The organism is Citrobacter sp. wls711, from assembly GCF_005281055.1.
GTDB classification, from domain to species: domain Bacteria; phylum Pseudomonadota; class Gammaproteobacteria; order Enterobacterales; family Enterobacteriaceae; genus Citrobacter; species Citrobacter gillenii.
The window spans coordinates 1-24,230 of the sequence record NZ_SZXC01000079.1 but is presented as its reverse complement, the minus strand read 5'-3'; the positions used below and the strand labels follow the sequence as shown (position 1 = coordinate 24,230).

At 52.1% G+C, this 24,230-nt stretch carries 23 protein-coding genes; 8 read left to right on the top strand and 15 right to left on the bottom strand.

Annotated elements, in window-relative coordinates:
- The 11 genes from atpG to asnC all read right to left on the bottom strand — a co-directional run bounded on the left by atpG (position 1) and on the right by asnC (position 9,640).
- On the bottom strand, positions 1 to 864 hold the full coding sequence (gene atpG, locus FDW98_RS21685) for a F0F1 ATP synthase subunit gamma (RefSeq protein WP_096758980.1): 864 nt from the start codon (positions 862 to 864) through the stop codon (positions 1 to 3).
- Between the two features lie 50 nt (positions 865 to 914).
- Positions 915 to 2,456, bottom strand: coding sequence for a F0F1 ATP synthase subunit alpha (gene atpA, locus FDW98_RS21680; RefSeq protein ID WP_003827026.1), 1,542 nt, complete (start codon positions 2,454 to 2,456; stop codon positions 915 to 917).
- Between the two features lie 12 nt (positions 2,457 to 2,468).
- On the bottom strand, positions 2,469 to 3,002 hold the full coding sequence (atpH, locus tag FDW98_RS21675; RefSeq protein ID WP_096758979.1) for a F0F1 ATP synthase subunit delta: 534 nt from the start codon (positions 3,000 to 3,002) through the stop codon (positions 2,469 to 2,471).
- A gap of 14 nt (positions 3,003 to 3,016) precedes the next feature.
- On the bottom strand, positions 3,017 to 3,487 hold the full coding sequence (atpF, locus tag FDW98_RS21670; RefSeq protein ID WP_003827022.1) for a F0F1 ATP synthase subunit B: 471 nt from the start codon (positions 3,485 to 3,487) through the stop codon (positions 3,017 to 3,019).
- Positions 3,488 to 3,546: 59 nt separating this feature from the next.
- Positions 3,547 to 3,786 (bottom strand): F0F1 ATP synthase subunit C, encoded by a 240-nt coding sequence (gene atpE, locus FDW98_RS21665; protein WP_000429386.1) that lies wholly within the window; start codon positions 3,784 to 3,786, stop codon positions 3,547 to 3,549.
- A gap of 46 nt (positions 3,787 to 3,832) precedes the next feature.
- Positions 3,833 to 4,648 carry a F0F1 ATP synthase subunit A gene (gene atpB, locus FDW98_RS21660; protein ID WP_096758978.1) on the bottom strand — a complete coding sequence of 272 codons (816 nt, stop codon included), beginning with the start codon at positions 4,646 to 4,648 and terminating at the stop codon, positions 3,833 to 3,835.
- Between the two features lie 7 nt (positions 4,649 to 4,655).
- Positions 4,656 to 5,036: a F0F1 ATP synthase subunit I gene (gene atpI / locus FDW98_RS21655; protein WP_096758977.1), complete on the bottom strand. Its 381-nt coding sequence runs from the start codon at positions 5,034 to 5,036 to the stop codon at positions 4,656 to 4,658.
- 616 nt (positions 5,037 to 5,652) lie between these two features.
- Positions 5,653 to 6,276, bottom strand: a complete 624-nt coding sequence (gene rsmG, locus FDW98_RS21650; RefSeq protein ID WP_096758976.1) for a 16S rRNA (guanine(527)-N(7))-methyltransferase RsmG — start codon at positions 6,274 to 6,276, stop codon at positions 5,653 to 5,655.
- Positions 6,277 to 6,381: 105 nt separating this feature from the next.
- A complete protein-coding gene (mnmG, locus tag FDW98_RS21645) occupies positions 6,382 to 8,271 on the bottom strand; it encodes a tRNA uridine-5-carboxymethylaminomethyl(34) synthesis enzyme MnmG (protein WP_096758975.1) in 1,890 nt (629 codons plus the stop codon).
- Between the two features lie 372 nt (positions 8,272 to 8,643).
- Positions 8,644 to 9,093: an FMN-binding protein MioC gene (mioC, locus tag FDW98_RS21640; RefSeq protein WP_096758974.1), complete on the bottom strand. Its 450-nt coding sequence runs from the start codon at positions 9,091 to 9,093 to the stop codon at positions 8,644 to 8,646.
- Positions 9,094 to 9,181: 88 nt separating this feature from the next.
- Positions 9,182 to 9,640: a transcriptional regulator AsnC gene (gene asnC, locus FDW98_RS21635; protein WP_045449013.1), complete on the bottom strand. Its 459-nt coding sequence runs from the start codon at positions 9,638 to 9,640 to the stop codon at positions 9,182 to 9,184.
- A 151-nt stretch (positions 9,641 to 9,791) separates the two neighbouring features.
- Here asnC and asnA point away from each other — a divergent pair, with 151 nt between their 5' ends.
- Complete coding sequence (asnA, locus tag FDW98_RS21630) at positions 9,792 to 10,784, top strand: aspartate--ammonia ligase (protein ID WP_096758973.1); 993 nt, start codon at positions 9,792 to 9,794, stop codon at positions 10,782 to 10,784.
- Between the two features lie 3 nt (positions 10,785 to 10,787).
- On the opposite strand, the gene viaA is transcribed toward asnA, so the two are convergent.
- Both viaA and ravA read right to left on the bottom strand, forming a co-directional pair.
- Complete coding sequence (gene viaA / locus FDW98_RS21625; protein ID WP_096758972.1) at positions 10,788 to 12,239, bottom strand: ATPase RavA stimulator ViaA; 1,452 nt, start codon at positions 12,237 to 12,239, stop codon at positions 10,788 to 10,790.
- Positions 12,233 to 13,729 carry an ATPase RavA gene (gene ravA, locus FDW98_RS21620; protein ID WP_096758971.1) on the bottom strand — a complete coding sequence of 499 codons (1,497 nt, stop codon included), beginning with the start codon at positions 13,727 to 13,729 and terminating at the stop codon, positions 12,233 to 12,235. The genes viaA and ravA overlap by 7 nt, the downstream gene beginning before the upstream one ends.
- 328 nt (positions 13,730 to 14,057) lie before the next feature.
- On the opposite strand from ravA, the gene kup reads away from it, so the two are divergent.
- The 7 genes from kup to rbsR all read left to right on the top strand — a co-directional run bounded on the left by kup (position 14,058) and on the right by rbsR (position 21,999).
- A complete protein-coding gene (kup, locus tag FDW98_RS21615; RefSeq protein ID WP_096758970.1) occupies positions 14,058 to 15,926 on the top strand; it encodes a low affinity potassium transporter Kup in 1,869 nt (622 codons plus the stop codon).
- A gap of 191 nt (positions 15,927 to 16,117) precedes the next feature.
- Positions 16,118 to 16,537, top strand: a complete 420-nt coding sequence (gene rbsD, locus FDW98_RS21610) for a D-ribose pyranase (protein WP_061075803.1) — start codon at positions 16,118 to 16,120, stop codon at positions 16,535 to 16,537.
- Positions 16,538 to 16,544: 7 nt separating this feature from the next.
- The gene (gene rbsA, locus FDW98_RS21605; protein ID WP_096758969.1) at positions 16,545 to 18,050 is read left to right on the top strand and encodes a ribose ABC transporter ATP-binding protein RbsA; all 1,506 of its coding nucleotides are present in this window, start codon (positions 16,545 to 16,547) and stop codon (positions 18,048 to 18,050) included.
- A gap of 5 nt (positions 18,051 to 18,055) precedes the next feature.
- Entirely contained in the window at positions 18,056 to 19,021 is a 966-nt protein-coding gene (rbsC, locus tag FDW98_RS21600; RefSeq protein ID WP_096758968.1) for a ribose ABC transporter permease, read from the top strand.
- A gap of 24 nt (positions 19,022 to 19,045) precedes the next feature.
- Entirely contained in the window at positions 19,046 to 19,936 is an 891-nt protein-coding gene (gene rbsB / locus FDW98_RS21595; RefSeq protein WP_096758967.1) for a ribose ABC transporter substrate-binding protein RbsB, read from the top strand.
- A 137-nt stretch (positions 19,937 to 20,073) separates the two neighbouring features.
- Positions 20,074 to 21,003, top strand: coding sequence for a ribokinase (gene rbsK / locus FDW98_RS21590; protein WP_096758966.1), 930 nt, complete (start codon positions 20,074 to 20,076; stop codon positions 21,001 to 21,003).
- A gap of 3 nt (positions 21,004 to 21,006) precedes the next feature.
- Positions 21,007 to 21,999 carry a ribose operon transcriptional repressor RbsR gene (rbsR, locus tag FDW98_RS21585; RefSeq protein WP_096758965.1) on the top strand — a complete coding sequence of 331 codons (993 nt, stop codon included), beginning with the start codon at positions 21,007 to 21,009 and terminating at the stop codon, positions 21,997 to 21,999.
- On the opposite strand, the gene mdtD is transcribed toward rbsR, so the two are convergent.
- Both mdtD and FDW98_RS21575 read right to left on the bottom strand, forming a co-directional pair.
- On the bottom strand, positions 21,965 to 23,392 hold the full coding sequence (gene mdtD, locus FDW98_RS21580) for a multidrug transporter subunit MdtD (protein WP_096758964.1): 1,428 nt from the start codon (positions 23,390 to 23,392) through the stop codon (positions 21,965 to 21,967). The two genes, rbsR and mdtD, sit on opposite strands and share 35 nt — an antisense overlap.
- Before the next feature lies 1 nt (position 23,393).
- Positions 23,394 to 24,098 carry a FadR/GntR family transcriptional regulator gene (locus FDW98_RS21575; protein WP_096758963.1) on the bottom strand — a complete coding sequence of 235 codons (705 nt, stop codon included), beginning with the start codon at positions 24,096 to 24,098 and terminating at the stop codon, positions 23,394 to 23,396.
- Positions 24,099 to 24,230: the final 132 nt, after the last annotated feature.

Sequence of the window (24,230 nt, the reverse complement as noted above, 5' to 3'; positions counted from 1 at the left end):
TTATACCGCGGATGCACCACCGACGATCTCGGTGAGTTCCTGAGTAATGCTGGCCTGACGAGCTTTGTTGTATACCAACTGCAGCTCTTTAATCAGGCTGCCGCCATTGTCGGTCGCGGCTTTCATCGCCACCATACGTGCGGCCTGCTCGCTGGCCAGGTTTTCTACCACGCCCTGATAAACCTGTGATTCAACGTAACGACGCAGCAGGGTATCCAGCAGCGGTTTCGGGTCTGGTTCATACAGGTAATCCCAGGCTTTTTGTTTCAACTCTTCATCTTCTGATGCCGGTAACGGCAACATCTGAGTGAGGGTCGGAACCTGTGACATGGTGTTAATAAATTTGTTGCTGACAACGTACAGTCTGTCCAGACGGCCTTCATCGTAGGCCTGCAGCATCACTTTAACCGGACCGATCAGTTCGGACAGGGAAGGGTTATCCCCCATGCCGGTTACCTGAGCAACCACGTTACCGCCAACGGAGTTAAAGAAAGACACACCCTTAGAGCCGATCATTGCGATGTCGCACTGAACGCCTTTATCGGACCATGCTTTCATATCCGCCAACAGCTTTTTGAACAGGTTAATGTTCAAGCCGCCGCACAGACCACGGTCGGTCGACACCACCAGGTAGCCCACGCGTTTAACGTCGCGTTCTTCCAGGTAAGGGTGCTTATATTCCAGATTACCATTCGCAAGGTGACCAATCACTTTGCGCATGGTCTCTGCATAAGGACGGCTGGCCGCCATGCGATCCTGCGATTTACGCATTTTGGAAGCGGCGACCATCTCCATCGCTTTAGTGATCTTCTGCGTGTTCTGGACGCTTGCGATCTTACTACGTATCTCTTTTGCGCCGGCCATGAGCTTCTCCTCAATGCCTTGCGGTCCGTCCTAAGACAGACCGCCAGACGTTACCAGGACTGGGTTGCTTTGAAGGAATCGAGGATAGCTTTCAGCTTGCCCTCGATTTCGTCGTTATAGCCACCGGACTGGTTGATCTCTTGCATCAGCGGAGCGTGGTCACGGTCGACGTAAGCCAGCAGAGCAGCTTCGAAACTACCGATCTTCGCCAGTTCCACATCTTCGAGGTAACCGCGTTCAGCCGCAAACAACACCACACCCTGCTGTGCAACAGACATTGGGGCATACTGTTTCTGCTTCAGCAGTTCAGTGACTTTCTGACCATGACTCAGCTGCTTACGCGTAGCTTCATCCAGGTCGGAAGCGAACTGAGAAAACGCGGCCAGTTCACGATACTGCGCCAGCGCGGTACGAATACCACCGGACAGTTTCTTGATGATCTTGGTCTGCGCTGCACCACCTACACGCGATACGGAGATACCCGGGTTAACCGCCGGACGAATACCGGAGTTAAACAGGTTGGTTTCCAGGAAGATCTGACCATCGGTAATCGAGATTACGTTGGTCGGAACGAACGCAGAAACGTCACCCGCCTGGGTTTCGATAATCGGCAGAGCGGTCAGGGAGCCGGTTTTACCTTTAACTTCACCATTGGTGAACTTCTCAACGTATTCAGCGTTAACGCGGGATGCGCGCTCCAGCAGACGGGAGTGGAGGTAAAATACGTCGCCTGGGAATGCTTCACGTCCTGGCGGACGACGCAGCAGCAGGGAAACCTGACGGTAAGCAACAGCCTGTTTGGACAGGTCATCGTAAACGATCAGTGCATCTTCACCGCGGTCACGGAAGTATTCGCCCATTGCGCAACCCGCATACGGTGCCAGGTATTGCAGTGCAGCAGATTCAGACGCGGTAGCCACAACAACGATAGTGTTGGACAGTGCGCCGTGCTCTTCCAGTTTACGAACCACGTTAGAAATGGTGGACGCTTTCTGGCCGATAGCCACGTACACACATTTGATGCCGGAGTCACGTTGGTTGATGATCGCATCGATCGCCATCGCGGTTTTACCGGTCTGACGGTCACCGATGATCAGCTCACGCTGACCACGTCCGATTGGGATCATGGCATCAACGGATTTATAACCGGTCTGTACCGGCTGATCGACGGACTGACGTTCGATTACGCCCGGTGCGATAACTTCGATTGGCGAGAAGCCATCGTTATCAACCGGACCTTTACCGTCGATTGGGGAACCCAGAGTGTTCACCACACGACCCAGCAGGCCACGGCCTACCGGAACTTCAAGGATACGACCCGTACACTTAACCTTCATGCCTTCGGCGAGGTCAGCGTATGGACCCATCACAACTGCACCTACGGAGTCGCGCTCCAGGTTCAGTGCGATAGCGTAACGGTTACCCGGCAGGGAAATCATCTCACCCTGCATACAATCGGCAAGGCCGTGGATGCGGATAACACCGTCACTTACAGAAACAATAGTACCTTCGTTATGAGCTTCGCTCACAACACTGAACTGAGCAATGCGCTGCTTGATCAGTTCGCTGATTTCGGTGGAATTCAGTTGCATGCTCCAGTCCCCTTAAGACTGCAAGACGTCTGCAAGGCGCTCAAGACGGCCGCGTACGCTGCCATCAATGACCATATCACCCGCACGGATGATTACGCCCGCCATTACAGACTTATCGATTTTGCAATTCAGCTTAACTTTGCGTGACAGACGTTTTTCCATCGCGGCGCTGATCTTCGCAAGCTGCTCATCACTCAGTGCATTGGCAGAAGTGACTTCTACCTCAGAGATAGCCTCACTGGCTGCACGCAGGTGAATAAACTGCTCAAGAACATCCGGGAGCGCATTCAGACGGTTATTTTCAGCCATTACCTTAATCAGGTTTTGGCCGCTTTCGTCCAGCTGCTCACCGCAGACTGCGATAAACGACTCAGCGAGCGTTTCCGGCGCCAGCGCGCCAGAGAGAAGCTCTGCCATTTGTTCGTTCTTCGTCACCTCAGCGGCGAACGTCAGCATATCCTGCCAACGGTCAACGCTCTGGTGCTCAACGGCAAAGTCAAAAGCTGCTTTGGCGTAGGGGCGAGCTACCGTAATAAATTCAGACATCAGCCCCTCCCTCCTTACAGTTCAGCGACAAGTTTGTCCACGATGTCGCTGTTAGCAGCTTCATCCACGGAACGTTCGATGATCTTCTCGGCGCCAGCAACAGCCAGGATAGCGACTTGCTTACGCAGTTCTTCGCGAGCACGTTTACGTTCAGCGTCAATTTCCGCCTGCGCTTGTGCCACGATTTTAGTACGTTCCTGCTCTGCTTCAGTTTTGGCTTCGTCCAGGATCTGAGCGCGACGTTTGTTCGCCTGCTCAATAATTACCTGAGCTTCCGCCTTCGCTTTTTTCAGCTGGTCGGTCGCGCTGGCCTTTGCAAGGTCAAGATCCTTATGTGCTCGTTCCGCAGAAGCAAGACCGTCAGCAATTTCTTTCTGACGTTTTTCGATGGCTGCCATTAATGGCGGCCATACGTACTTCATGCAGAACAGAACGAACAGGACAAACGCGATGGCCTGGCCGAGGATTGTTGCGTTAAGATTCACAGCACAATGCCTCTATCTAGTTAACGTTCTGATATTGCTCTTAATTCAAGCAACGCTTACTACGCGACAGCGAACATCACGTACAGACCCAGACCTACAGCGATCATCGGGATAGCATCCACCAGACCCATAACGATAAAGAACTGAGTACGCAGCAGAGGAATCAGATCAGGTTGACGCGCTGCGCCTTCCAGGAATTTCCCCCCGAGGATGCCGATACCGATCGCAGCACCGATTGCCGCCAGACCCATCATCACAGCGGCAGCCATGTACAGCAGATCCATATTCAGGTTTTCCATGACAGTCTCCAGTTTGTTTCAGTTAAAACGTAGTAGTGTTGGTAAATTAATGCTCTTCAGACGCCATCGACAGATAGACAATCGTCAGAACCATGAAGATGAAGGCTTGCAGCGTGATAATCAGTATGTGGAAAATGGCCCATGGCACATTCAGGATCCACTGTGACCACCACGGCAACAGACCAGCAATCAGAATGAAAATCAGCTCACCGGCATACATGTTACCGAACAGTCGTAAACCAAGAGAGATTGGTTTGGACAGCAGGCTTACCCCTTCAAGGATTAAGTTGACAGGAATGAACGCCCAGTGATTGAACGGCTGCAGCGTCAACTCTTTCGTGAAGCCACCGATGCCTTTCATTTTGATGCTGTAGAACAGAATGAGGATAAATACGCCCAGTGCCATCGACAGGGTGATGTTCACGTCAGCAGACGGAACCACACGCAGAGCCGGCAGGCCAAAGATATGCTCACCGATGTACGGCAGCAGGTCGATAGGCAGTAAATCCATCAGGTTCATCAGGAATACCCAGACGAAAATCGTCAGGGCCAGCGGAGCAATCAGCTTGCTTTTGCCATGGTACATGTCTTTCACGCTACCATGTACAAAGCCGATTACCAGCTCAATCGCGGTCTGAAATTTACCCGGTACGCCGCTGGTTGCCTTTTTGGCCACGCTACGGAACACAAGCAGGAACAACAGACCCAGAACCACCGAGAAAAACATGGAGTCAATATTGAGCGTCCAGAAGGTGGCTGGGGGGTTGTGCGGATCCACCAGCGAGAATGTACGTAGGTCCAACTGAAGGTTATTCAGATGGTGTCCTATGTAATCCTGCGGCGTCATATTTTCTGAAGCCATGATGCCTTTACCCTTTGTTGTTAATTACAGCCGGTGCCAGTATCTGAACCACCAGCACCAAAACCCACGTAACGATCAGCGGCGTAAATACCGCCTTCAAAACCGCCAACGCCACCACCAGCAAAACCAGCATCGCTAACACCTTGAAGGCTTCGCCGAAGGCGAACGACCAGGCCACTCGACCTCTTGCTGGTGTATGTGCCTGGTGACGCCAGGCAAATATCATAAACAACATATTAGGCAGTAACACTGCCAATCCACCGCACAATGCGGAGATGCCCCAGAAAGGGTCTTTGAGGCTAAACAGCAATCCACTTGCCATTACCACCAGAAGCTGTGTGAGCAAAAGCTTACGTGCAACGTTTCGACTCAAGAGCGACATAGACATCACGTTTTTACTCCTGCTCCCTTCGAGGTACGCCGCGTGTCGTATAAAACGTTCTTTATGGCTTAGAGTCAAGCATCAAAAAGCGGACAAATTATACGGTGCGCCTTCGTGATTTCAAACAATAAGTAGCTAAAAAGTGAATAAATGTTTAAATATTTTTCTCTGGGCCACATTTATTACTTTTTGGCAAACTGTGAACGATCATGCAAAACTGCAAATACCGCGTAAACACTGGCTGCAAAGCGTGCGACAGATCACATATTGAACATATTCACCTTCGCATAATTAAATTGCGTGGCAAATGATGCCTTTTCATCTTTTTGATATTTAAGCCTAAAAATCATCACTCTTTTAAAAATAGCGCCTAACAACAAAAACACCACTTATTGACATTTATAATAAAAAATTAACACAACACCGATGATTGTTGGGTTCTATTTTTAGCAGCCTGATATTTTCACAGTTGACTTGTTTCACTTTTAACAAAAAACGGTACGTTATAGTTATGATGCAAAACAGTAAGTCACCGGTGAAATGTAACAACATTTAACCACACGATCACCCCTATTTTTTAACGCCTGACGCACCGTTTTATTTCTATTTTTTTTGACAAATATTAAATTTTGTTTGGCTTAATCACCACCAGATGACGTTCGCCATCCAGTTGTGGAACGCGTAATTTTTCAACCGACTCGACGCAGAACTCAGCAGGCAAAGAGGCAATTTCATCCTCAGGCAACTGCCCCTTCAACGCGTAAAAGCGTCCGTTTTGACCCGGTAAATGATGGCACCAGGTCACCATATCGTTCAGCGAGGCGAAAGCACGGCTGATCACGCCATCAAAAGGCGGTTCCGAAGGAAAATCCTCAACCCGACTTTGTACCGGGGTGATGTTTTCCAGCTTGAGTTCATGCTGCACCTGACGCAAGAAGCGTACGCGTTTCCCCAAACTGTCTAACAGAGTGAAATGCGCCTCTGGACGTACAATGGAGAGCGGAATACCCGGCAGTCCAGGACCCGTACCAACGTCAATAAAACGTTCTCCCTGCAGGTGTGGCGCAACGACAATGCTGTCCAGAATATGACGTACCAGCATGTCGTTGGGATCACGCACCGACGTCAGGTTGTACGCTTTGTTCCATTTATGCAGCATATCGACATACGCTATCAGCTGATTTTTCTGGTGATCGGTAAGAGATATACCGGCATCGGCCAGCAGACGAGAGAGTTTGTTGAGCACGGTCGTTACCTGTTGATGATAATTTGCCCGATGGCACTAACGCTGACCGGGCCTACAAATTTGTAGGGCGGGCAAGCAAAGCGCCCCCGCCAAAATAGTGTGTCATTAAGCGCTGCGGCGCAGCATACCTTGTTTTTTCAGCCATACCAGCAAAATGGAGATGGCGGCAGGCGTAACGCCAGATATGCGCGATGCCTGACCGATGGACACCGGTTTGTGATCGTTCAGCTTGGCAATGACTTCATTCGACAAGCCGGATACCTGGCGATAATCCAGGGTCGCAGGCAACAGGGTGTTTTCATTACGCTGGTGTCTTTCGATCTCGTCCTGCTGGCGAGCGATATAGCCTTCGTACTTAACTTGAATCTCAACCTGTTCAGCGGCCTGAGCATCGTCAAGGCCTGGTGCAAACGCTGACAACGACGTCAGTTGCGCGTAGGTCACGTCCGGGCGACGCAGAAGATCTTCACCGCTGGCCTCACGTGACAACGGGGTCGCCAGGTAAGCGTTCACTTCTGCAGCAGTCTCGGCTAATGGGTTCACCCAGGTCGATTTCAGACGCTGACGTTCTTGTTCAATGCGCTCCAGTTTTTCATTGAAGCGCGCCCAGCGTGCATCATCCACCAGACCCAGCTCGCGTCCTTTTTCGGTCAGACGGAGATCGGCATTGTCCTCACGCAGCATCAAACGGTATTCCGCTCGTGAGGTAAACATGCGGTACGGTTCTTTGGTACCCAGCGTGCAGAGATCGTCCACCAGCACGCCGAGATAGGCCTGAGAACGCGCAGGCGCCCAGCCTTCTTTGTCGGCTGACAGGCGAGCAGCGTTGAGGCCCGCAAGTAAACCTTGCGCAGCGGCTTCTTCGTAACCCGTTGTACCGTTGATTTGTCCGGCAAAGAACAGGCCCTGAATAAATTTGCTTTCCAGAGTCGGTTTTAGGTCGCGCGGATCGAAGAAATCATACTCAATCGCGTAGCCAGGGCGGACGATTCGGGCGTTTTCCATCCCCTGCATTGAGCGCACAATTTGCATTTGCACATCAAACGGTAGGCTGGTGGAGATACCGTTCGGGTAAATTTCGTTGGACGTCAGTCCTTCCGGCTCGAGGAAAATCTGATGCTGGTTCCTGTCGGCAAAGCGCATCACTTTGTCTTCGATCGACGGGCAGTAGCGTGGGCCGATCCCTTCGATCACGCCAGCATACATCGGGCTACGATCGAGGTTATTGCGGATCACGTCATGGGTTTTCTCGTTGGTATACGTGATATAACACGGCATCTGGCGCGGGTGTTGAGAGACGTCGCCAAGGAACGAGAAGACCGGCATGGGGTTATCGCTGTTCTGCTGACCCAGCACGCTGAAATCGATAGTACGCGCATCAATTCGCGGTGGTGTACCTGTTTTCAGGCGGCTGACGCGTAGCGGCAGTTCGCGCAGGCGGCGTGACAGCGGAATAGACGGCGGATCGCCTGCACGGCCACCGCTGTAGTTGTCCAGACCGATATGAATTTTACCGTCGAGGAAGGTTCCGACCGTTAAGACCACGGCTTTGGCACGGAACTTCAGTCCCATTTGGGTCACTGCCCCGACAACACGATCGTTTTCCACAATCAGATCTTCAACCGCCTGCTGGAAGATCATCAGGTTTGGCTGATTCTCCAGAGCAGTACGAACGGCCTGGCGATACAGCACGCGGTCTGCCTGAGCACGGGTGGCGCGCACCGCCGGTCCTTTGCTCGCGTTTAGTATCCTAAACTGAATGCCTGCATGGTCGATCGCTTTGGCCATCAGCCCACCGAGCGCATCCACTTCTTTTACCAGGTGTCCTTTCCCAATACCGCCGATCGCCGGGTTGCAGCTCATCTGTCCCAGAGTGTCGATATTGTGTGTCAACAGCAGGGTCTGTTGACCCATTCGCGCCGCGGCCATCGCGGCCTCGGTGCCTGCATGACCCCCGCCAATGATGATGACGTCAAAAGGATCCTGATAAAACATGGTAATTGCCTCGCATAACGCGGTGTGAAAATGGATTGAAGCCCGGGCCGTGGATTCTACTCAACTTTAGTCGATCGAGAAAGACCTTGGATCCTGGGTATTAAAAAGAAGATCTTTTTATTTAGAGATCTGTTTTATTGTGATCTCTTATTAGGATCGCGATGTTCTGTGGATAAGGGCGATCCTCTGAATAAGATCAACACGTTGCTGAGGATCATTAACTGTGAATGATCGGTGATCCTGGTCCGTATAAGCTGGGATCAAAATGAAGGGTTATACACAACTCAAAAACTGAACAACGGTTGTTCTTTGGATAACTACCGGTTAATCCAAGCTTACTACCAGAGTTATCCACACTTGATCGCACGATCTTTACACGTTTTTGAGTAAATTAATCCAGGATCCGAGCCAAACTTCTGCTGGATCTTCCGGAATGTCGTGTTCGAGGACGTTGATCTTGAGTGTTTCGCCTATCTGTTTTGCACCAGACGCGGTCAGTTCAGTCTGTAATTTATCGATCGCGCCACAGAAGGTGTCATATTCGCGACTGCCAATGCCAATTGCACCAAAACGAACCTGGGAAAGGTCGGGTTTCTGAGACTGAAGATCGTTATAGAAGGGAAGCAGGTTGTCCGGAATGTCTCCCGCACCGTGCGTTGAGCTGATCACCAGCCAAATGCCAGAGCTTGAAAGCTCCTCGACCTGCGGGCCGTGCAAGGTTTCGGTTGAAAAACCTGCATCCTCCAGCTTTTCAGCCAGATGTTCTGCAACGTATTCAGCACCGCCAAGGGTACTGCCGCTGATAAGAGTAATGTCTGCCATGCTCGCCCACCTCTATAAAGAGTGCGTATTGTACGCTGTGAGCGAGCTGGGATCTACCTGTGGAAAAATAGGGGATTAAAAAAAACGATTATGGACGAATAGTACGCATAATCGGGTTCTGCAGGACGATCAAGGTTTCAGTGGACTGAATTTCATCGATTGTTTGGATCTTGTTGATAAGTACCTGCTGTAAGGCGTCGATGGATCGGCACATGACCTTAATAAAGATGCTGTAGTGCCCGGTGGTGTAATACGCTTCGGTTACTTCATCAAGGCTTTCCAGTCTGGCCAGTGCGGACGGATAGTCTTTCGCGCTTTTCAGGATGATGCCGATAAAACAGCCAACGTCATAGCCCAACTGTTTGGGGCTGACGTCAATGCGCGCCCCGGTAATGATCCCAGCCTGTTTCATCTTCTCTACGCGCACGTGGATCGTCCCCGGGCTGACACCAAACTGTTTAGCCAGTTCAGCGTAGGCTGTACGGGCATTTTCCATTAGGGCGTCGAGAATGCCGCGGTCCAGATTGTCGATCTGATAATTTTCCATAGGTTTTTCTTATGTAAATTGATGATTCGCTCTATTTTAGCGGTTTATTTTAACGAATTAAAATCTAATGAGGCTTTTTGTTTGTTGATTATTGAATATTGACCGCATTCTGTTGCTTAATCATAGGCAACAGGACACAGGAGTAAACATAATGAAAACCGCTTACATTGCCAAACAACGTCAAATTAGCTTCGTGAAATCTCACTTTTCTCGCCAACTGGAAGAGCGTCTGGGGCTGATTGAAGTCCAGGCACCGATCCTGAGCCGTGTAGGAGATGGCACGCAGGATAACTTGTCGGGCTGTGAAAAAGCGGTGCAGGTGAAAGTGAAAGCTTTGCCAGACGCCCAGTTCGAAGTGGTGCATTCACTGGCGAAGTGGAAGCGTCAAACGCTGGGACAACATGACTTCAGCGCGGGTGAGGGGCTGTACACGCACATGAAAGCCCTGCGCCCGGATGAAGACCGTCTCTCTCCGCTTCACTCGGTCTATGTGGACCAGTGGGACTGGGAGCGCGTTATGGGCGATGGTGAGCGTCAATTCTCCACCCTGAAAAGCACGGTAGAGGCTATCTGGGCGGGAATTAAGGCGACCGAAGCGGCGGTAAGCAAAGAATTTGGTCTGGCACCGTTCCTGCCAGAGCAGATCCATTTTGTTCACAGCCAGGAGCTGTTAGCGCGTTATCCGGATCTTGATGCCAAAGGGCGTGAACGCGCCATCGCGAAAGATCTGGGTGCGGTATTCCTGGTGGGGATCGGCGGCAAGCTCAGCGATGGTCATCGTCATGACGTACGTGCGCCGGATTATGATGACTGGAGTTCGGCTTCCGAGCTGGGTTACGCTGGTCTGAACGGCGATATTTTGGTCTGGAACCCGGTTCTTGAAGATGCGTTTGAACTGTCTTCCATGGGGATCCGTGTGGATGCCGATGCGTTGAAACACCAGCTTTCCCTGACGGGCGACGAAGATCGCCTGAGTCTGGAATGGCACCAGGCGCTGCTGCGTGGCGAAATGCCGCAGACCATTGGCGGCGGTATTGGTCAGTCACGTTTGACCATGTTGTTGCTGCAGTTGCCGCATATTGGTCAGGTACAGTGCGGCGTATGGCCGGCGCAGGTCCGTGAAAGCGTCGACTCCCTGCTGTAAGTATTAACGCTGCCAGCGTCTGAGCAGGCGGCTTCGCATCCCGGTATCAAAGCGCCAGATATGATCGAAAATGCGCATGATGCCGGGTTTGCCGTGGGCTGACATCGCAACCGCATGAAAACGGTGTTGATGCACCCGCTGTAACTCCCCAACTTTACTCACTACTTCATCAGGTAACCGCTGAGCGATAAAATCCGAAATCACGACCGCGTCGGCATCAAACCACTCCCGTCCCTGCATCCTTTCAATAATGGCGCGAAAACAGCTGGCAATATCCGTACCGCCGCGAAAACGCTGGCTTAAGAAACGGATCGCCTGCTCAATGCCCTGTGGACCAGACAGTTCGTAGCGCACAACTTCAGTCGAAAATAACATGATGTAGCAGCGGCGGTTATCGGCAAGGGCCACGCGCATTAGCGCCAGACAAAAGGCTTTCGCGCACTGCTCATTAAATCCTCCCATTGAACCCGACGTATCCACGCAGACAATAAATGGTCCGCGAGGCTGCTCGTCAAAATCCTGATGCACGACCGGGCGCTCGGTGACTTTTTCACGCCAGGCTTCGCCATGCAGGCGGTATGTCAGCAGCTGTTTTTCCACCAGCCGCCGATAGAACTCATATTCCAGTTCGGTGATGCCAAGGGTCGCCAGCTCCGGAGGGAGTAAACGCAGAATATCGTCGCTTTGTTGGATACCATCAACCTGCTCCGGGACGGTGGCGGGTTCGCGTACCAGCGTGCGAAAGGTTTCCATTGGCGCATCTTTCCGCGGAACCGATTTGGCTTCCCGGGAGCGTCCCAACTGTTCGGCTAAGCGTTGGAGTTCGGGCTGCTGCGTCAGGAAATCACCGTACTTCACGATTAACTGGTAATCGCCGCGCTTGATTTGACCTGCGCTCATGTCCCATAAACGGCCTGCGGCGGTGTCGTTTTCCGCCAGCACCGGATCCAGCTGTCCGCTCAGCGTCATACGTTCCTGAACTTCACTGAGCAACTGTTCGCGTTCTTCTTCCAGCAACTGGTGATTCAGCGTGGTGGTTTGAATCACCAGGCTTAAACGCCAGCGTTGTAAAAACAGCGTGTGCAGCGCGGGAGTGAATGTACTATTGCCATCAACCAATTGTTGGGCTTGCCCGGCATAGGGGGAATGTAACCGGTGCAGTAGCGTTAATATTTGCGGTAACTGGACGATAAACTGCGGGGAGGAAAGGAGCTGACTTTGCTGGTAGCACATCACTTCTTCCGTCAGTTCCGGCGGTACGCGGGTATCTTTCAGACGGTTGCGTAATGCCTCGCGCCAGCGGGGAAGATCGTTGGCTATCGCCTTTTTTAGCCGGGGGAATTTTTCAAAAAAAACCGCCAGCTGTGGGGAGGCCAGCAGCGCGAGGATCATCTCTTCGATCATCCCCTCTTCGCTTACCGCCAGCATAATATTCAGCGTATCAAGCGTCAGCATTGCTGTGCCTGGCGGATCTGCTCGCCAACGTCCTGCAGGCTGGCTTCAATCCGGCCTAACCAGTCGCTATGGATAAACAGACATTTTTGCTGTTCGCTAAACCCGCGGTGCTGCTGGTGCCACTCGGTATCAAGCGCCTCAAGCTGCTCTTTTATCTCGCTGGGCATATTCTCTTTCGATGAACCCGGAAGTGCCAGGCGGGAGCCTTGTAAGCTGACGTCGCGCACGACCAGGTGCTGGTCGCTGTCGACTTCCATATTCAGCGTCTGGGCAAAGCCTATGCCGTTTAGCTTGCCGCGGATTTCACTGCCTTTGGTCAGCCACTGCTCCAGCGCGCTACGCTCAAACGCAATATGGATAACGTCCATATCATGCAGTTTTAAAGGCTTTTGTAGCAGCAACGTCACTACCGCCGTATTAACGTCTGCAGGTAGATCATAATGTGGACGACGGCTGAACATCCCACCCTGGCGAATAACGGTAAAGGCGGTTTTATCGCTCTGTTGCTGCTGTAACTGGAGGCGGCGCTGCACAATCGCGCCGAGGCGCGTTAGCATTGACTGCTGCTGCCAGGCGTGTCCGGTCATCAATATTTCAATCTGCTGCTGCATCAGATTCAGGCTTTGTGCGTCGTACCACAGGCAGTCTTTCAACAGGATAAGATCGATAGGTGCAACCGCATCGCGTCCGCTAAAGAAGGCGCTGGCCTGCAACAGGCGGATCGCTTTTTTCCAGCGGCGGTCAGAGACGTAAGGAGCGTTCGGTAGTGCATCCAACTGCTGGCGCAGCGTATAGACCAACTCAAAGACGCGATCGGGAAGCGTGATGGTGCCGATATCTTTTTGCCACTGGTAATACTCTTCATCGGTCACCTGTAACGTTGCCGGAACAGGGTTGTCGCTTTCATCCTGCTGGCTTAACAACATGGAGCGGAAGTTGGCCTTGTCCTGCACCTTGTCCAGCCACAGGCGAATTAGCATACGGTCGTACAGTGCTTCCAGGCTGCTGTCTGCTTCAGGCAGTTCGTTGGAGGCCGCCACCAGCAGACGCATCGGGATTTTTTCCTCAAACGCGCCGTTGCGGAAGTGGCGTTCGTTAATGGCGGTCAGCAGGGTGTTGAGGATGGCCGGGCCCGCCTTCCAGATTTCATCCAGAAAAACGATTTCAGCTTCGGGAAGATAACCCGCCGTTAAGCGCTCATAGCGCCCTTCATCTTTCAGGGCCTGAATAGATAGCGGGCCGAAGACTTCTTCTGGCGTGGAGAAGCGCGTCATCAAATATTCGAAAGCGCGCGCATTTTTAAACGCAAACTTCAGCCGACGTGCAATTAAGCTTTTTGCGATCCCTGGCGGGCCGAGTAAGAACACACTCTCACCGCTAAGCGCCGCCAGCAGGCACAGACGAATGGCGTGGCTACGTTCATAGAGTCCCTTTTCCAGCGCATTGCTCAGACGGGAAATTCTTTCCGCTAATAAATGTGGGTGAGCCATAATGAAGTGGCGTCCTTTCGCCAAATGTACTGCGTAAACTGCGAGTATAAATGCTTCACACCAGTGCAGTAATAGACTGAAGGTGCGCTTATTTTTCTTTGAGCCAGATTAATCTGGTCTCATTTAGGGGTACGATTTTGCGATTAATCGTGCATACTGTGCGCCTTTTTGTGGGCCAAGGGACTACGCACACATTTCTTATATATACACCAAATCAATCAAGCTGCACGAAGACGGTAAATGAGTTATCTCCTGGGATGGGCGGAATAACGCGTGAAGCCAATGGAAGCGGCCTGAAGAATGACGTGTATAAACGAAAGACGAGTCTATGAGCACTGATAATAAGCAATCATTGTCTGCGATTACCCTTGCAGCTATTGGGGTTGTCTACGGTGATATTGGTACCAGCCCACTTTATACACTCCGTGAATGTTTGTCTGGGCAGTTCGGTTTTGGCGTTGAACGTGATGCCGTGTTTGGTTTTCTTTCGCTGATTTTCTGGCTGCTGATCTTTGTTGTCTCCATCAAGTACCTGACGTTTGTCATGCGTGCGGATAACGCCGGAGAAGGCGGGATCCTGACGCTAATGTCACTGGCCGGGCGTAATACGTCGGCGCGAACAACCTCAATGCTGGTCATTATGGGGTTGATAGGCGGCAGCTTCTTCTATGGTGAGGTGGTGATTACGCCGGCTATTTCGGTGATGTCGGCGATCGAAGGTCTGGAGATCGTGGCACCGCAACTGGATACCTGGATTGTTCCGCTCTCTATTATTGTCCTGACACTGCTGTTTATGATTCAAAAGCACGGTACTGGCACCGTGGGTAAGCTTTTTGCACCTATTATGCTGGTTTGGTTCCTGGTGCTGGCGGTGTTGGGCGTACGTAGTATTATTGCTAACCCGGAAGTGCTGCAGGCGTTAAACCCAATGTGGGCGGTGCATTTCTTCCTCGAATATAAAACGCTGTCGTTTATTGCGCTGGGCGCGGTGGTGCTGTCGATCACCGGCGTTGAAGCGCTGTACGCGGATATGGGCCACTTTGGTAAGTTCCCCATTCGCCTGGCGTGGTTCTCTGTAGTGTTACCTTCGCTGGTGCTGAACTATTTTGGCCAGGGTGCATTGCTGTTAAAACATCCGGAAGCGATCAAAAACCCGTTCTTCCTGCTGGCACCGGACTGGGCGTTGATTCCCCTGTTGATCCTTGCCGCGCTGGCCACGGTTATTGCCTCGCAGGCGGTGATCTCTGGTGTATTCTCATTGACGCGGCAGGCGGTACGTCTGGGATATCTGTCGCCGATGCGTATCATCCACACTTCAGAGATGGAGTCAGGGCAAATCTATATTCCGTTCGTCAACTGGATGCTGTACATCGCGGTGGTGATTGTGATCGTCAGCTTTGAGCACTCCAGTAACCTGGCTGCCGCGTACGGTATTGCGGTAACGGGGACGATGGTGCTGACGTCTATTCTGTCGACAACCGTGGCGCGCAAAAACTGGCACTGGAATAAATACTTTGTGTTCCTGATTCTGGTGGCCTTCCTGTGCATTGATATCCCGCTGTTCTCCGCGAACCTTGATAAGCTGATTTCTGGTGGTTGGCTGCCGCTGACGCTGGGTCTGGTGATGTTCACCATCATGACCACCTGGAAAAGCGAGCGCTTCCGTCTGCTGCGTCGTATGCATGAACACGGTAATTCTCTGGAGGCGATGATTGCTTCTCTGGAGAAATCGCCGCCGGTACGCGTGCCTGGCACAGCGGTGTATATGTCCCGTGCCATGAATGTCATCCCGTTTGCGCTTCTGCATAACCTCAAACATAACAAGGTGCTGCATGAACGCGTGATCCTGCTGACGCTGCGTACAGAAGATGCGCCGTATGTTCATAATGTGCGTAGGGTGCAAATTGAGCAGCTGTCGCCGACCTTCTGGCGCGTGGTGGCCAGCTACGGCTGGCGCGAAACACCAAACGTAGAGGAAGTGTTCCATCGCTGCGGGCTGGAAGGCCTAAGCTGTCGGATGATGGAAACCTCGTTCTTCATGTCGCACGAGTCGCTGATTGTCGGCAAACGTCCGTGGTATTTACGCCTGCGCGGCAAATTGTATCTGCTGTTGCAGCGCAATGCGCTACGTGCACCGGACCAGTTTGAGATCCCACCTAACCGGGTGATTGAACTCGGGACGCAGGTCGAGATTTAACGTTACCGACGCCCTCTTTCTTCATGAAAGGGGGCGTTTTGTTTTCCCCCTCACATTTTCCTTTCTTCTGATGATACGGCTTGCGAAACGTTTCGATGACGATCACATTTTCGTAACGTCATGGTGGTTTTATGTGCATTCTTCAGACTAAACTTATCACCAGCGAAACGTTTCGCTAGTGGGGAAAGAAAATGAAGAAAGGCACGGTACTCAACTCTGAAATTTCATCGGTGATCTCCCGTCTGGGGCATACCGATACGCTGGTGGTGTGTGATGCGGGTTTACCCATCCCAAATAGTACTACGCGTATCGATATGGCATTAACCCAGGGCGTACCTTCTTTTATGCAGGTACTGGATGTGGTCACGCGTGAAATGCAGGTCGAGTCGGCCATTCTCGCGACGGAAATCAAACAACATAATCCGCAACTCCACGAAACGTTGCTCAGCCACATTGAGCAACTGCAACAACACCAGGGAAATACCATAGAAATTCGTTACACCACGCATGAACAATTCAAAAAACAAACCGCAGACAGTCAGGCGGTAATTCGCAGCGGAGAATGTTCTCCGTATGCGAATATCATTCTTTGTGCTGGCGTCACGTTCTGAGGCCATCATGAACGCACTACTGCAACTCAAAGGGATCGATAAAGCGTTCCCGGGCGTTAAGGCGCTATCCGGCGCCGCGTTGAATGTTTACTCCGGCCGCGTTATGGCGCTGGTGGGCGAAAACGGCGCGGGCAAATCCACCATGATGAAAGTCCTGACCGGTATCTACACTCGTGATGCCGGTTCGTTATTATGGCTGGGGAAAGAAACCACCTTTAACGGTCCTAAATCCTCTCAGGAAGCAGGGATCGGCATCATTCACCAGGAACTGAACCTGATCCCGCAACTCACCATCGCCGAGAACATTTTCCTCGGCCGTGAGTTTGTGAATCGCTTTGGCAAAATAGACTGGAAGAAGATGTATGCCGAAGCAGACCAGTTGCTGGCTAAACTTAATCTGCGTTTTAAAAGCGACAAGCTGGTCGGTGAGCTATCGATTGGCGATCAGCAGATGGTTGAAATCGCCAAAGTGCTGAGCTTTGAATCCCGGGTCATCATTATGGATGAACCGACGGATGCGTTGACGGATACCGAAACCGAATCCCTGTTCCGCGTGATCCGTGAACTGAAATCTCAGGGACGCGGCATTGTCTATATTTCTCACCGCATGAAAGAGATTTTCGAAATTTGTGATGATGTGACGGTGTTCCGCGATGGACAGTTTATTGCCGAACGTGAAGTGGCCTCACTGACCGAAGATTCACTCATTGAAATGATGGTGGGACGTAAGCTGGAAGATCAGTACCCGCGGCTGGATAAAGCGCCTGGCGATGTGCGCCTGAAGGTCGATAACCTGTGCGGCCCTGGAGTGCATGATGTGTCATTCACGTTGCGTAAAGGTGAGATCCTTGGCGTGTCGGGTCTGATGGGTGCCGGACGTACTGAATTGATGAAAGTGCTATACGGCGCGCTGCCGCGCACCAGTGGTTACGTCACGCTTGACGGGCATGAAGTGGTTACGCGTTCTGAACAGGATGGGCTGGCCAACGGCATCGTCTATATTTCTGAAGACCGCAAACGCGACGGCTTAGTGCTGGGCATGTCGGTGAAAGAGAACATGTCGTTGACCGCATTGCGTTACTTCAGCCGTGCGGGCGGCAGTCTGAAACACAAAGATGAGCAGCAGGCGGTGGGTGATTTTATCCGTCTGTTCAATGTGAAAACGCCCTCGATGGAACAGGCAATCGGCCTGCTCTCCGGTGGCAATCAGCAAAAAGTGGCGATTGCGCGTGGTTTGATGACCCGTCCCAAAGTGCTGATCCTCGATGAACCTACGCGCGGCGTGGACGTTGGGGCTAAAAAAGAGATTTACCAGCTAATCAACCAGTTTAAGGCTGATGGGCTGAGCATCATTCTGGTCTCTTCGGAGATGCCAGAAGTATTGGGCATGAGCGATCGCATTATCGTCATGCATGAAGGGCATCTCGGCGGTGAATTCACTCGCGAGCAGGCCACTCAGGAAGTATTAATGGCTGCCGCTGTGGGCAAGCTTAATCGCGTGAATCAGGAGTAAAAAAGATGACTACCCAGGCTGTTTCTGGTCGCCGTTATTTCACTAAAGCATGGCTTCTGGAGCAAAAGTCGCTCATCGCTCTGTTAGTGCTGATCGCGATTGTTTCCACCATGAGCCCCAACTTTTTTACCGTTAATAACCTGTTCAACATTCTCCAGCAAACGTCGGTTAACGCCATCATGGCCGTTGGTATGACGCTGGTTATTCTGACGTCGGGTATCGATCTGTCTGTGGGTTCGCTACTGGCGCTTACCGGTGCCGTTGCTGCTTCGATTGTGGGTCTTGAAGTCAACGCGTTGGTGGCCGTTGCCGCTGCGCTGGCGTTAGGTGCGGCGGTTGGTGCCGTGACTGGCGTTATTGTGGCAAAAGGCCGCGTGCAGGCGTTTATCGCCACGCTGGTGATGATGTTGCTGCTGCGCGGTGTCACCATGGTGTACACCAACGGCAGTCCGGTAAACACCGGCTTTACCGATAATGCCGATCTGTTTGGCTGGTTTGGTATTGGTCGTCCGTTAGGCGTCCCAACGCCAGTATGGATCATGGGGATTGTCTTCCTGGCCGCGTGGTACATGCTGCACCATACCCGTCTGGGCCGATATATTTATGCGCTGGGTGGTAACGAAGCGGCAACGCGTCTGTCCGGTATCAGCGTCAATAAGATCAAAATTATCGTTTATTCACTCTGTGGACTGCTGGCTTCTCTGGCGGGCATCATCGAAGTGGCGCGCCTCTCCTCAGCGCAACCGACGGCGGGTACCGGCTATGAACTGGATGCTATCGCGGCGGTGGTATTAGGCGGCACCAGCCTGGCTGGCGGTAAAGGACGTATTGTTGGTACGCTGATCGGCGCACTGATTCTCGGTTTCCTCAATAATGGTTTGAATTTGTTAGGTGTTTCCTCCTATTACCAGATGATCGTTAAAGCAGTGGTCATTTTGCTGGCGGTACTGGTAGACAACAAAAAGCAGTAACAACGACTACAGGACATCTTAAATATGAACATGAAAAAACTGGCTACCCTGGTTTCTGCTGTTGCGCTGAGTGCCACCGTGAGCGCGAATGCGATGGCAAAAGATACCATTGCGCTGGTGGTCTCTACCCTTAACAACCCGTTCTTTGTCTCTCTGAAGGATGGGGCGCAAAAAGAAGCAGATAAGCTAGGTTATAACCTGGTGATTCTGGACTCGCAGAACAACCCGGCGAAAGAGTTGGCGAACGTTCAGGACTTAACCGTGCGTGGAACCAAAATTCTGCTGATTAACCCAACCGACTCCGATGCCGTGGGTAATGCCGTGAAGATGGCTAACCAGGCGAAAATTCCGGTGATCACCCTGGACCGTCAGGCAACCAAAGGGGACGTTGTCAGCCATATTGCGTCTGATAACGTGCTGGGCGGTAAAATTGCCGGTGACTACATCGCGAAGAAAGCAGGCGAAGGTGCGAAAGTTATCGAACTGCAGGGTATTGCCGGAACATCGGCGGCGCGTGAGCGTGGTGAAGGTTTCCAGCAGGCCGTTGCGGCACACAAATTTAACGTGCTGGCCAGCCAGCCGGCAGATTTCGACCGTACCAAAGGTCTGAACGTTATGCAGAACCTGCTGACCGCGCATCCTGATGTGCAGGCCGTATTTGCTCAGAACGATGAAATGGCACTGGGCGCGCTGCGTGCTCTGCAAACGGCGGGTAAATCTGATGTGATGGTGGTTGGATTTGACGGCACGCCTGATGGCGAAAAAGCGGTAAATGATGGCAAACTGGCTGCGACCATCGCTCAGTTACCGGATCAGATTGGCGCGAAAGGCGTTGATATTGCGGATAAGGTACTGAAGGGCGAGAAGGTTCAGGCTAAATATCCAGTTGACCTGAAGCTGGTCATCAAGCAGTAATAGCGATTCAGGCCGCTCGCGACCTGATGGCGACATAAATACGCCATCCTCAGAGTGTTGAAGATGAAAGCGTAAAAAGAAAAGCAGGGCACGCGCCACCCTAACCCGGTGGCGCACTTTGACTTGGAATTCTGAACATGAAAACCGCAGGCAACCTCGTTGTACTTGGCAGCATTAATGCCGATCACATCCTTAACCTTAACTCTTTTCCGACACCTGGCGAAACCGTAACCGGTAGCCACTATCAGGTTGCATTTGGCGGAAAAGGCGCGAACCAGGCGGTTGCTGCGGGTCGTAGTGGTGCGAATATCGCCTTCATTGCCTGTACAGGAGATGACGATATTGGTGAGCGTGTACGTAAACAATTAGCCAGCGATAACATCGATATTGCGCCTGTTAGCGTGATTTCTGGCGAAGCGACCGGCGTGGCGCTGATTTTTGTTAACGCGGAAGGCGAGAACGTTATCGCTATTCATGCCGGGGCGAATGCCGCACTTTCTCCTGCGTTAGTGGAAGCTCAACATGACCGTATTGCGCAGGCCTCGGCCTTACTGATGCAGTTAGAGTCGCCCATTGAAAGCGTACTGGCTGCGGCAAAAATTGCGCGTCGACATAATACGACGGTCGCGCTTAATCCGGCTCCGGCTCGTGAACTCCCTGACGAACTGCTGTCGCTGGTGGATATCATTACCCCGAATGAAACGGAAGCTGAAAAGCTGACCGGGATCCGGGTAGAAAACGATGAAGATGCCGCTAAAGCAGCGCTGGCGCTGCACACAAAGGGAATTCACACCGTACTGATTACCTTAGGAAGTCGTGGTGTGTGGGCTAGCGTAAACGGTGAAGGTCATCGTGTTCCTGGTTTTAAAGTGGACGCCGTTGATACCATCGCTGCCGGTGATACCTTTAACGGTGCGTTAATTACCGCGTTACTGGAAGAGACACCGTTGCCTGAGGCGATTCGCTTTGCGCATGCGGCCGCGGCGATTGCGGTAACGCGTAAAGGTGCACAACCTTCCGTTCCGTGGCGCGAAGAAATTGAGGCGTTTTTAGGTCAGCAGAGGTAACGCTTGGCTACAATGAAGGACGTTGCCCGCCTGGCGGGTGTTTCCACGTCGACGGTTTCTCACGTCATTAATAAAGATCGCTTTGTCAGCGAGGCTATCACCGGCAAAGTTGACGCTGCGATTAAAGAGCTTAACTATGCGCCTTCCGCGCTGGCGCGTAGCCTCAAGTTGAATCAGACTCGCACCATTGGCATGTTAATCACAGCCAGTACCAACCCCTTCTATTCAGAACTGGTGCGCGGCGTTGAGCGCAGCTGTTTTGAGCGCGGCTACAGTCTGGTGTTGTGCAACACCGAAGGCGATGAACAGCGCATGAATCGTAATCTGGAGACGCTGATGCAAAAGCGGGTGGACGGCTTACTGCTGCTCTGCACCGAAACCCATCAGCCTTCCATGGAGATCATGCAGCGCTACCCTTCTATTCCCACCGTGATGATGGACTGGTCACCCTTTGAAGGGGAAAGTGACCTGATTCAGGACAATTCCCTGCTGGGTGGCGATCTGGCAACTCAGCATCTCATTGATAAGGGCTTTACGCGCATAGCTTGTATTACCGGTCCACTGGATAAAACGCCGGCACGTTTGCGGCTGGAGGGATACCGGGAAGCGATGAAGCGTGCAGGGCTGGATATTCCTCAGGGCTATGAGATCACCGGTGATTTTGAGTTCGGCGGTGGGTTTGAAGCCATGCAAACGCTGTTGTCACATAACCAGCGACCACAGGCCGTTTTTGCGGGCAATGATGCAATGGCTGTGGGGGCGTATCAGGCTCTGTATCAGTCAGGATTGCGCATTCCGCAGGATATGGCGGTCGTGGGCTATGATGATATCGAACTGGCGCGCTACATGACGCCACCGCTCACCACTATCCACCAACCGAAAGATGAACTGGGTGAGCTGGCCATCGACGTATTAATCCACCGCATGGCGCAGCCCGCTTTACAGCAACAGCGCCTGCAGCTTACTCCTGTTCTGATGGTGCGGGGGTCGGTTTAGACTTATGCCGATCATTGATCAGGTTGCGGCCATCTTTGGCTTTTAGCAGCATGAACATCAGCGCTGATATCACCGTAATCGCGCCCATCGTAATAAAGGTATAGTGGAACTGTTCTACCGTATTGGTTCCTTCCATGCCTTCATAGACACGCAGTACGGCGGCGCTAATCGCCACCCCTAAGCTGATCGACAGCTGCTGCGTGACGGCTAACACGCTGTTGCCGCTACTGGCATTATCATCGGTTAGATCCGCAAGGGTAATGGTATTCATTGAAGTAAACTGGGTGGACATTCCCATACCTAAAATGAACAGCGGCAGGATCAGCATCCAGACTGGCATCGCGGGAGATTGCAAAGAGAACTGCGCAATCATCAGGCCGATAAATACCGTGACGCCGACCAGCGTGGTGCGGTAGCCAAGACGACGCAGAACCTGCGTCACCATCGATTTCGCCAGAATAGATCCCAGCGCCGTCGGCGCCATCATGCAACCGGCTATTAGCGCCGGGTAGCCAAAGCCTACCTGCAACATCAGCGGCATTAAGAAAGGGACACACCCCGTTCCCAGACGTGTGGCAAGGTTTCCTGCGATACCGACCGAGAAGGTGCGGGTCTTAAAGATTGGCAGAGAAATTAACGGTGTGGGATGGCGGCGCGCGTGGCGGATGTAAGCGAGCAGTAGCAAAATGCTACCAAGAATAATGCTGAGGGCGACCCAACTGGCGACAAGCTTTTCACCGAACAACTCCACGCCGCTGGAGAACAGTACCAGACTCAGACCAAAGAGAAAGAAGCCAGTCATATCAAAACGGCGGCGCGGAGTCGTGAAGTTAGGCATATATTTGCGGGCGTAGAAGATGCCGGCGATGCCAATCGGAATATTAATCAAGAAGATCCAATGCCAGCTGGCCCACGTGACCAGTACTCCGCCCAGGACCGGACCTAAAATGGGTCCCACCAGTCCCGGCATAGTCACGAAGTTAAGGACCGGGAGCAGCTCACTGCGCGGGTAGGCGCGTAATAGCGCCAGGCGGGCAACCGGCATCATCATTGCGCCACCAATGCCTTGTATCACGCGGAAAATAACCAGTTGGGTTAAAGAGCCGGAGAGTGCGCAGGCAAGTGAACCCAGGGTAAACAGACTCACGGCAATCATAAAGATACGTCGGGTGCCGAAGCGGTCAGCCAGCCAGCCACTTACCGGGATCAACATCGCTACCGTCAGGGTGTAGCTGATAATGGCAGACTGCATGGCGAGTGGGGAGCGGTTGAGGCTGTGCGCGATGGCGGGTAACGCAGTATTAAGGATGGTGGCGTCTAATGCCTGCATAAAAAAGGCCATGGCTGCGATCCATGGCAGTCCGGCCATACTGCGCGATTTTTTTTCAGGCATGTTATTTATCCGGGAGATCGTTAGGAGCTATCAGCAATGCCTGACAGGCGGTGAAGGCGCGATCGCCATCGCTCTCCTCTATGGCATCGACAATAGCCTGATGCAAATCCAGCTTTACCACGTCGTTATAGGTAATAGAGGTAAAATAGGTCTGATAAACGGAATGGAATAACGAGGCAAAGGAGATCAGAAATGGATTCGCGCTCATTTCATAGATGTGCTCATGCCAGGCGATATCAACCTCAATCCAGCGCTCGCGCTTAAAGTTCCTTTTCAGCTCGACCATCTCTTCCATTAACGTAGTCAGATGTGCTTTTTGTTCTGCTGTGCCGATAGTCGCCGCCAGTAAACAGGCTTGAGGCTCCAGGCTAATGCGCATCACCAGAAAATGTTTGATGACCTGAGGGAAATTATCTTCCGTCATCCACCAGGTGAGCAGTTCCTGATCGAGAAAGTTCCAGTTTGCTTGTGGCATAACGCGAGTACCAATACGCGGGCGCGGTAATACCATACCTTTTGCCGTTAATGTCTTTACCGCTTCCCTTACCGCTGTACGGCTCACACCGAACTGGCTGCCCAGTTCTATTTCACCTGGTAGGATGGCGCCTGGCGCGTACTCACCTTTTAATATTCGCTGAGCCAGCTTTTCGGCCAGAACATAGGAAAGGTTTTTCTGTGCGGCTAGCTGTTGGGCATTTAAAGGCATGAATGTTCTTCCTTACTCTTTCTCTTATTCATTAGTATGCCATCAGGAAGTGTGATTGCGGTTGCAAAAACGGCAGATTGCTTATTTTATGGCATGTTAAAGACAGTTTTGGTGAAATAATACGCACTCGGA

Bases quoted from the DNA above. Each gene is read 5' to 3' on its own strand.
- atpG (WP_096758980.1), bottom strand. From the start codon at position 864: ATGGCCGGCGCAAAAGAGATACGTAGTAAGATCGCAAGCGTCCAGAAC.
- atpA (WP_003827026.1), bottom strand. From the start codon at position 2,456: ATGCAACTGAATTCCACCGAAATCAGCGAACTGATCAAGCAGCGCATT.
- atpH (WP_096758979.1), bottom strand. From the start codon at position 3,002: ATGTCTGAATTTATTACGGTAGCTCGCCCCTACGCCAAAGCAGCTTTT.
- atpE (WP_000429386.1), bottom strand. From the start codon at position 3,786: ATGGAAAACCTGAATATGGATCTGCTGTACATGGCTGCCGCTGTGATG.
- atpB (WP_096758978.1), bottom strand. From the start codon at position 4,648: ATGGCTTCAGAAAATATGACGCCGCAGGATTACATAGGACACCATCTG.
- atpI (WP_096758977.1), bottom strand. From the start codon at position 5,036: ATGTCTATGTCGCTCTTGAGTCGAAACGTTGCACGTAAGCTTTTGCTC.
- mnmG (WP_096758975.1), bottom strand. From the start codon at position 8,271: ATGTTTTATCAGGATCCTTTTGACGTCATCATCATTGGCGGGGGTCAT.
- mioC (WP_096758974.1), bottom strand. From the start codon at position 9,093: ATGGCAGACATTACTCTTATCAGCGGCAGTACCCTTGGCGGTGCTGAA.
- asnC (WP_045449013.1), bottom strand. From the start codon at position 9,640: ATGGAAAATTATCAGATCGACAATCTGGACCGCGGCATTCTCGACGCC.
- asnA (WP_096758973.1), top strand. From the start codon at position 9,792: ATGAAAACCGCTTACATTGCCAAACAACGTCAAATTAGCTTCGTGAAA.
- viaA (WP_096758972.1), bottom strand. From the start codon at position 12,239: ATGCTGACGCTTGATACGCTGAATATTATGCTGGCGGTAAGCGAAGAG.
- ravA (WP_096758971.1), bottom strand. From the start codon at position 13,729: ATGGCTCACCCACATTTATTAGCGGAAAGAATTTCCCGTCTGAGCAAT.
- kup (WP_096758970.1), top strand. From the start codon at position 14,058: ATGAGCACTGATAATAAGCAATCATTGTCTGCGATTACCCTTGCAGCT.
- rbsD (WP_061075803.1), top strand. From the start codon at position 16,118: ATGAAGAAAGGCACGGTACTCAACTCTGAAATTTCATCGGTGATCTCC.
- rbsA (WP_096758969.1), top strand. From the start codon at position 16,545: ATGAACGCACTACTGCAACTCAAAGGGATCGATAAAGCGTTCCCGGGC.
- rbsC (WP_096758968.1), top strand. From the start codon at position 18,056: ATGACTACCCAGGCTGTTTCTGGTCGCCGTTATTTCACTAAAGCATGG.
- rbsB (WP_096758967.1), top strand. From the start codon at position 19,046: ATGAACATGAAAAAACTGGCTACCCTGGTTTCTGCTGTTGCGCTGAGT.
- rbsK (WP_096758966.1), top strand. From the start codon at position 20,074: ATGAAAACCGCAGGCAACCTCGTTGTACTTGGCAGCATTAATGCCGAT.
- mdtD (WP_096758964.1), bottom strand. From the start codon at position 23,392: ATGCCTGAAAAAAAATCGCGCAGTATGGCCGGACTGCCATGGATCGCA.
- FDW98_RS21575 (WP_096758963.1), bottom strand. From the start codon at position 24,098: ATGCCTTTAAATGCCCAACAGCTAGCCGCACAGAAAAACCTTTCCTAT.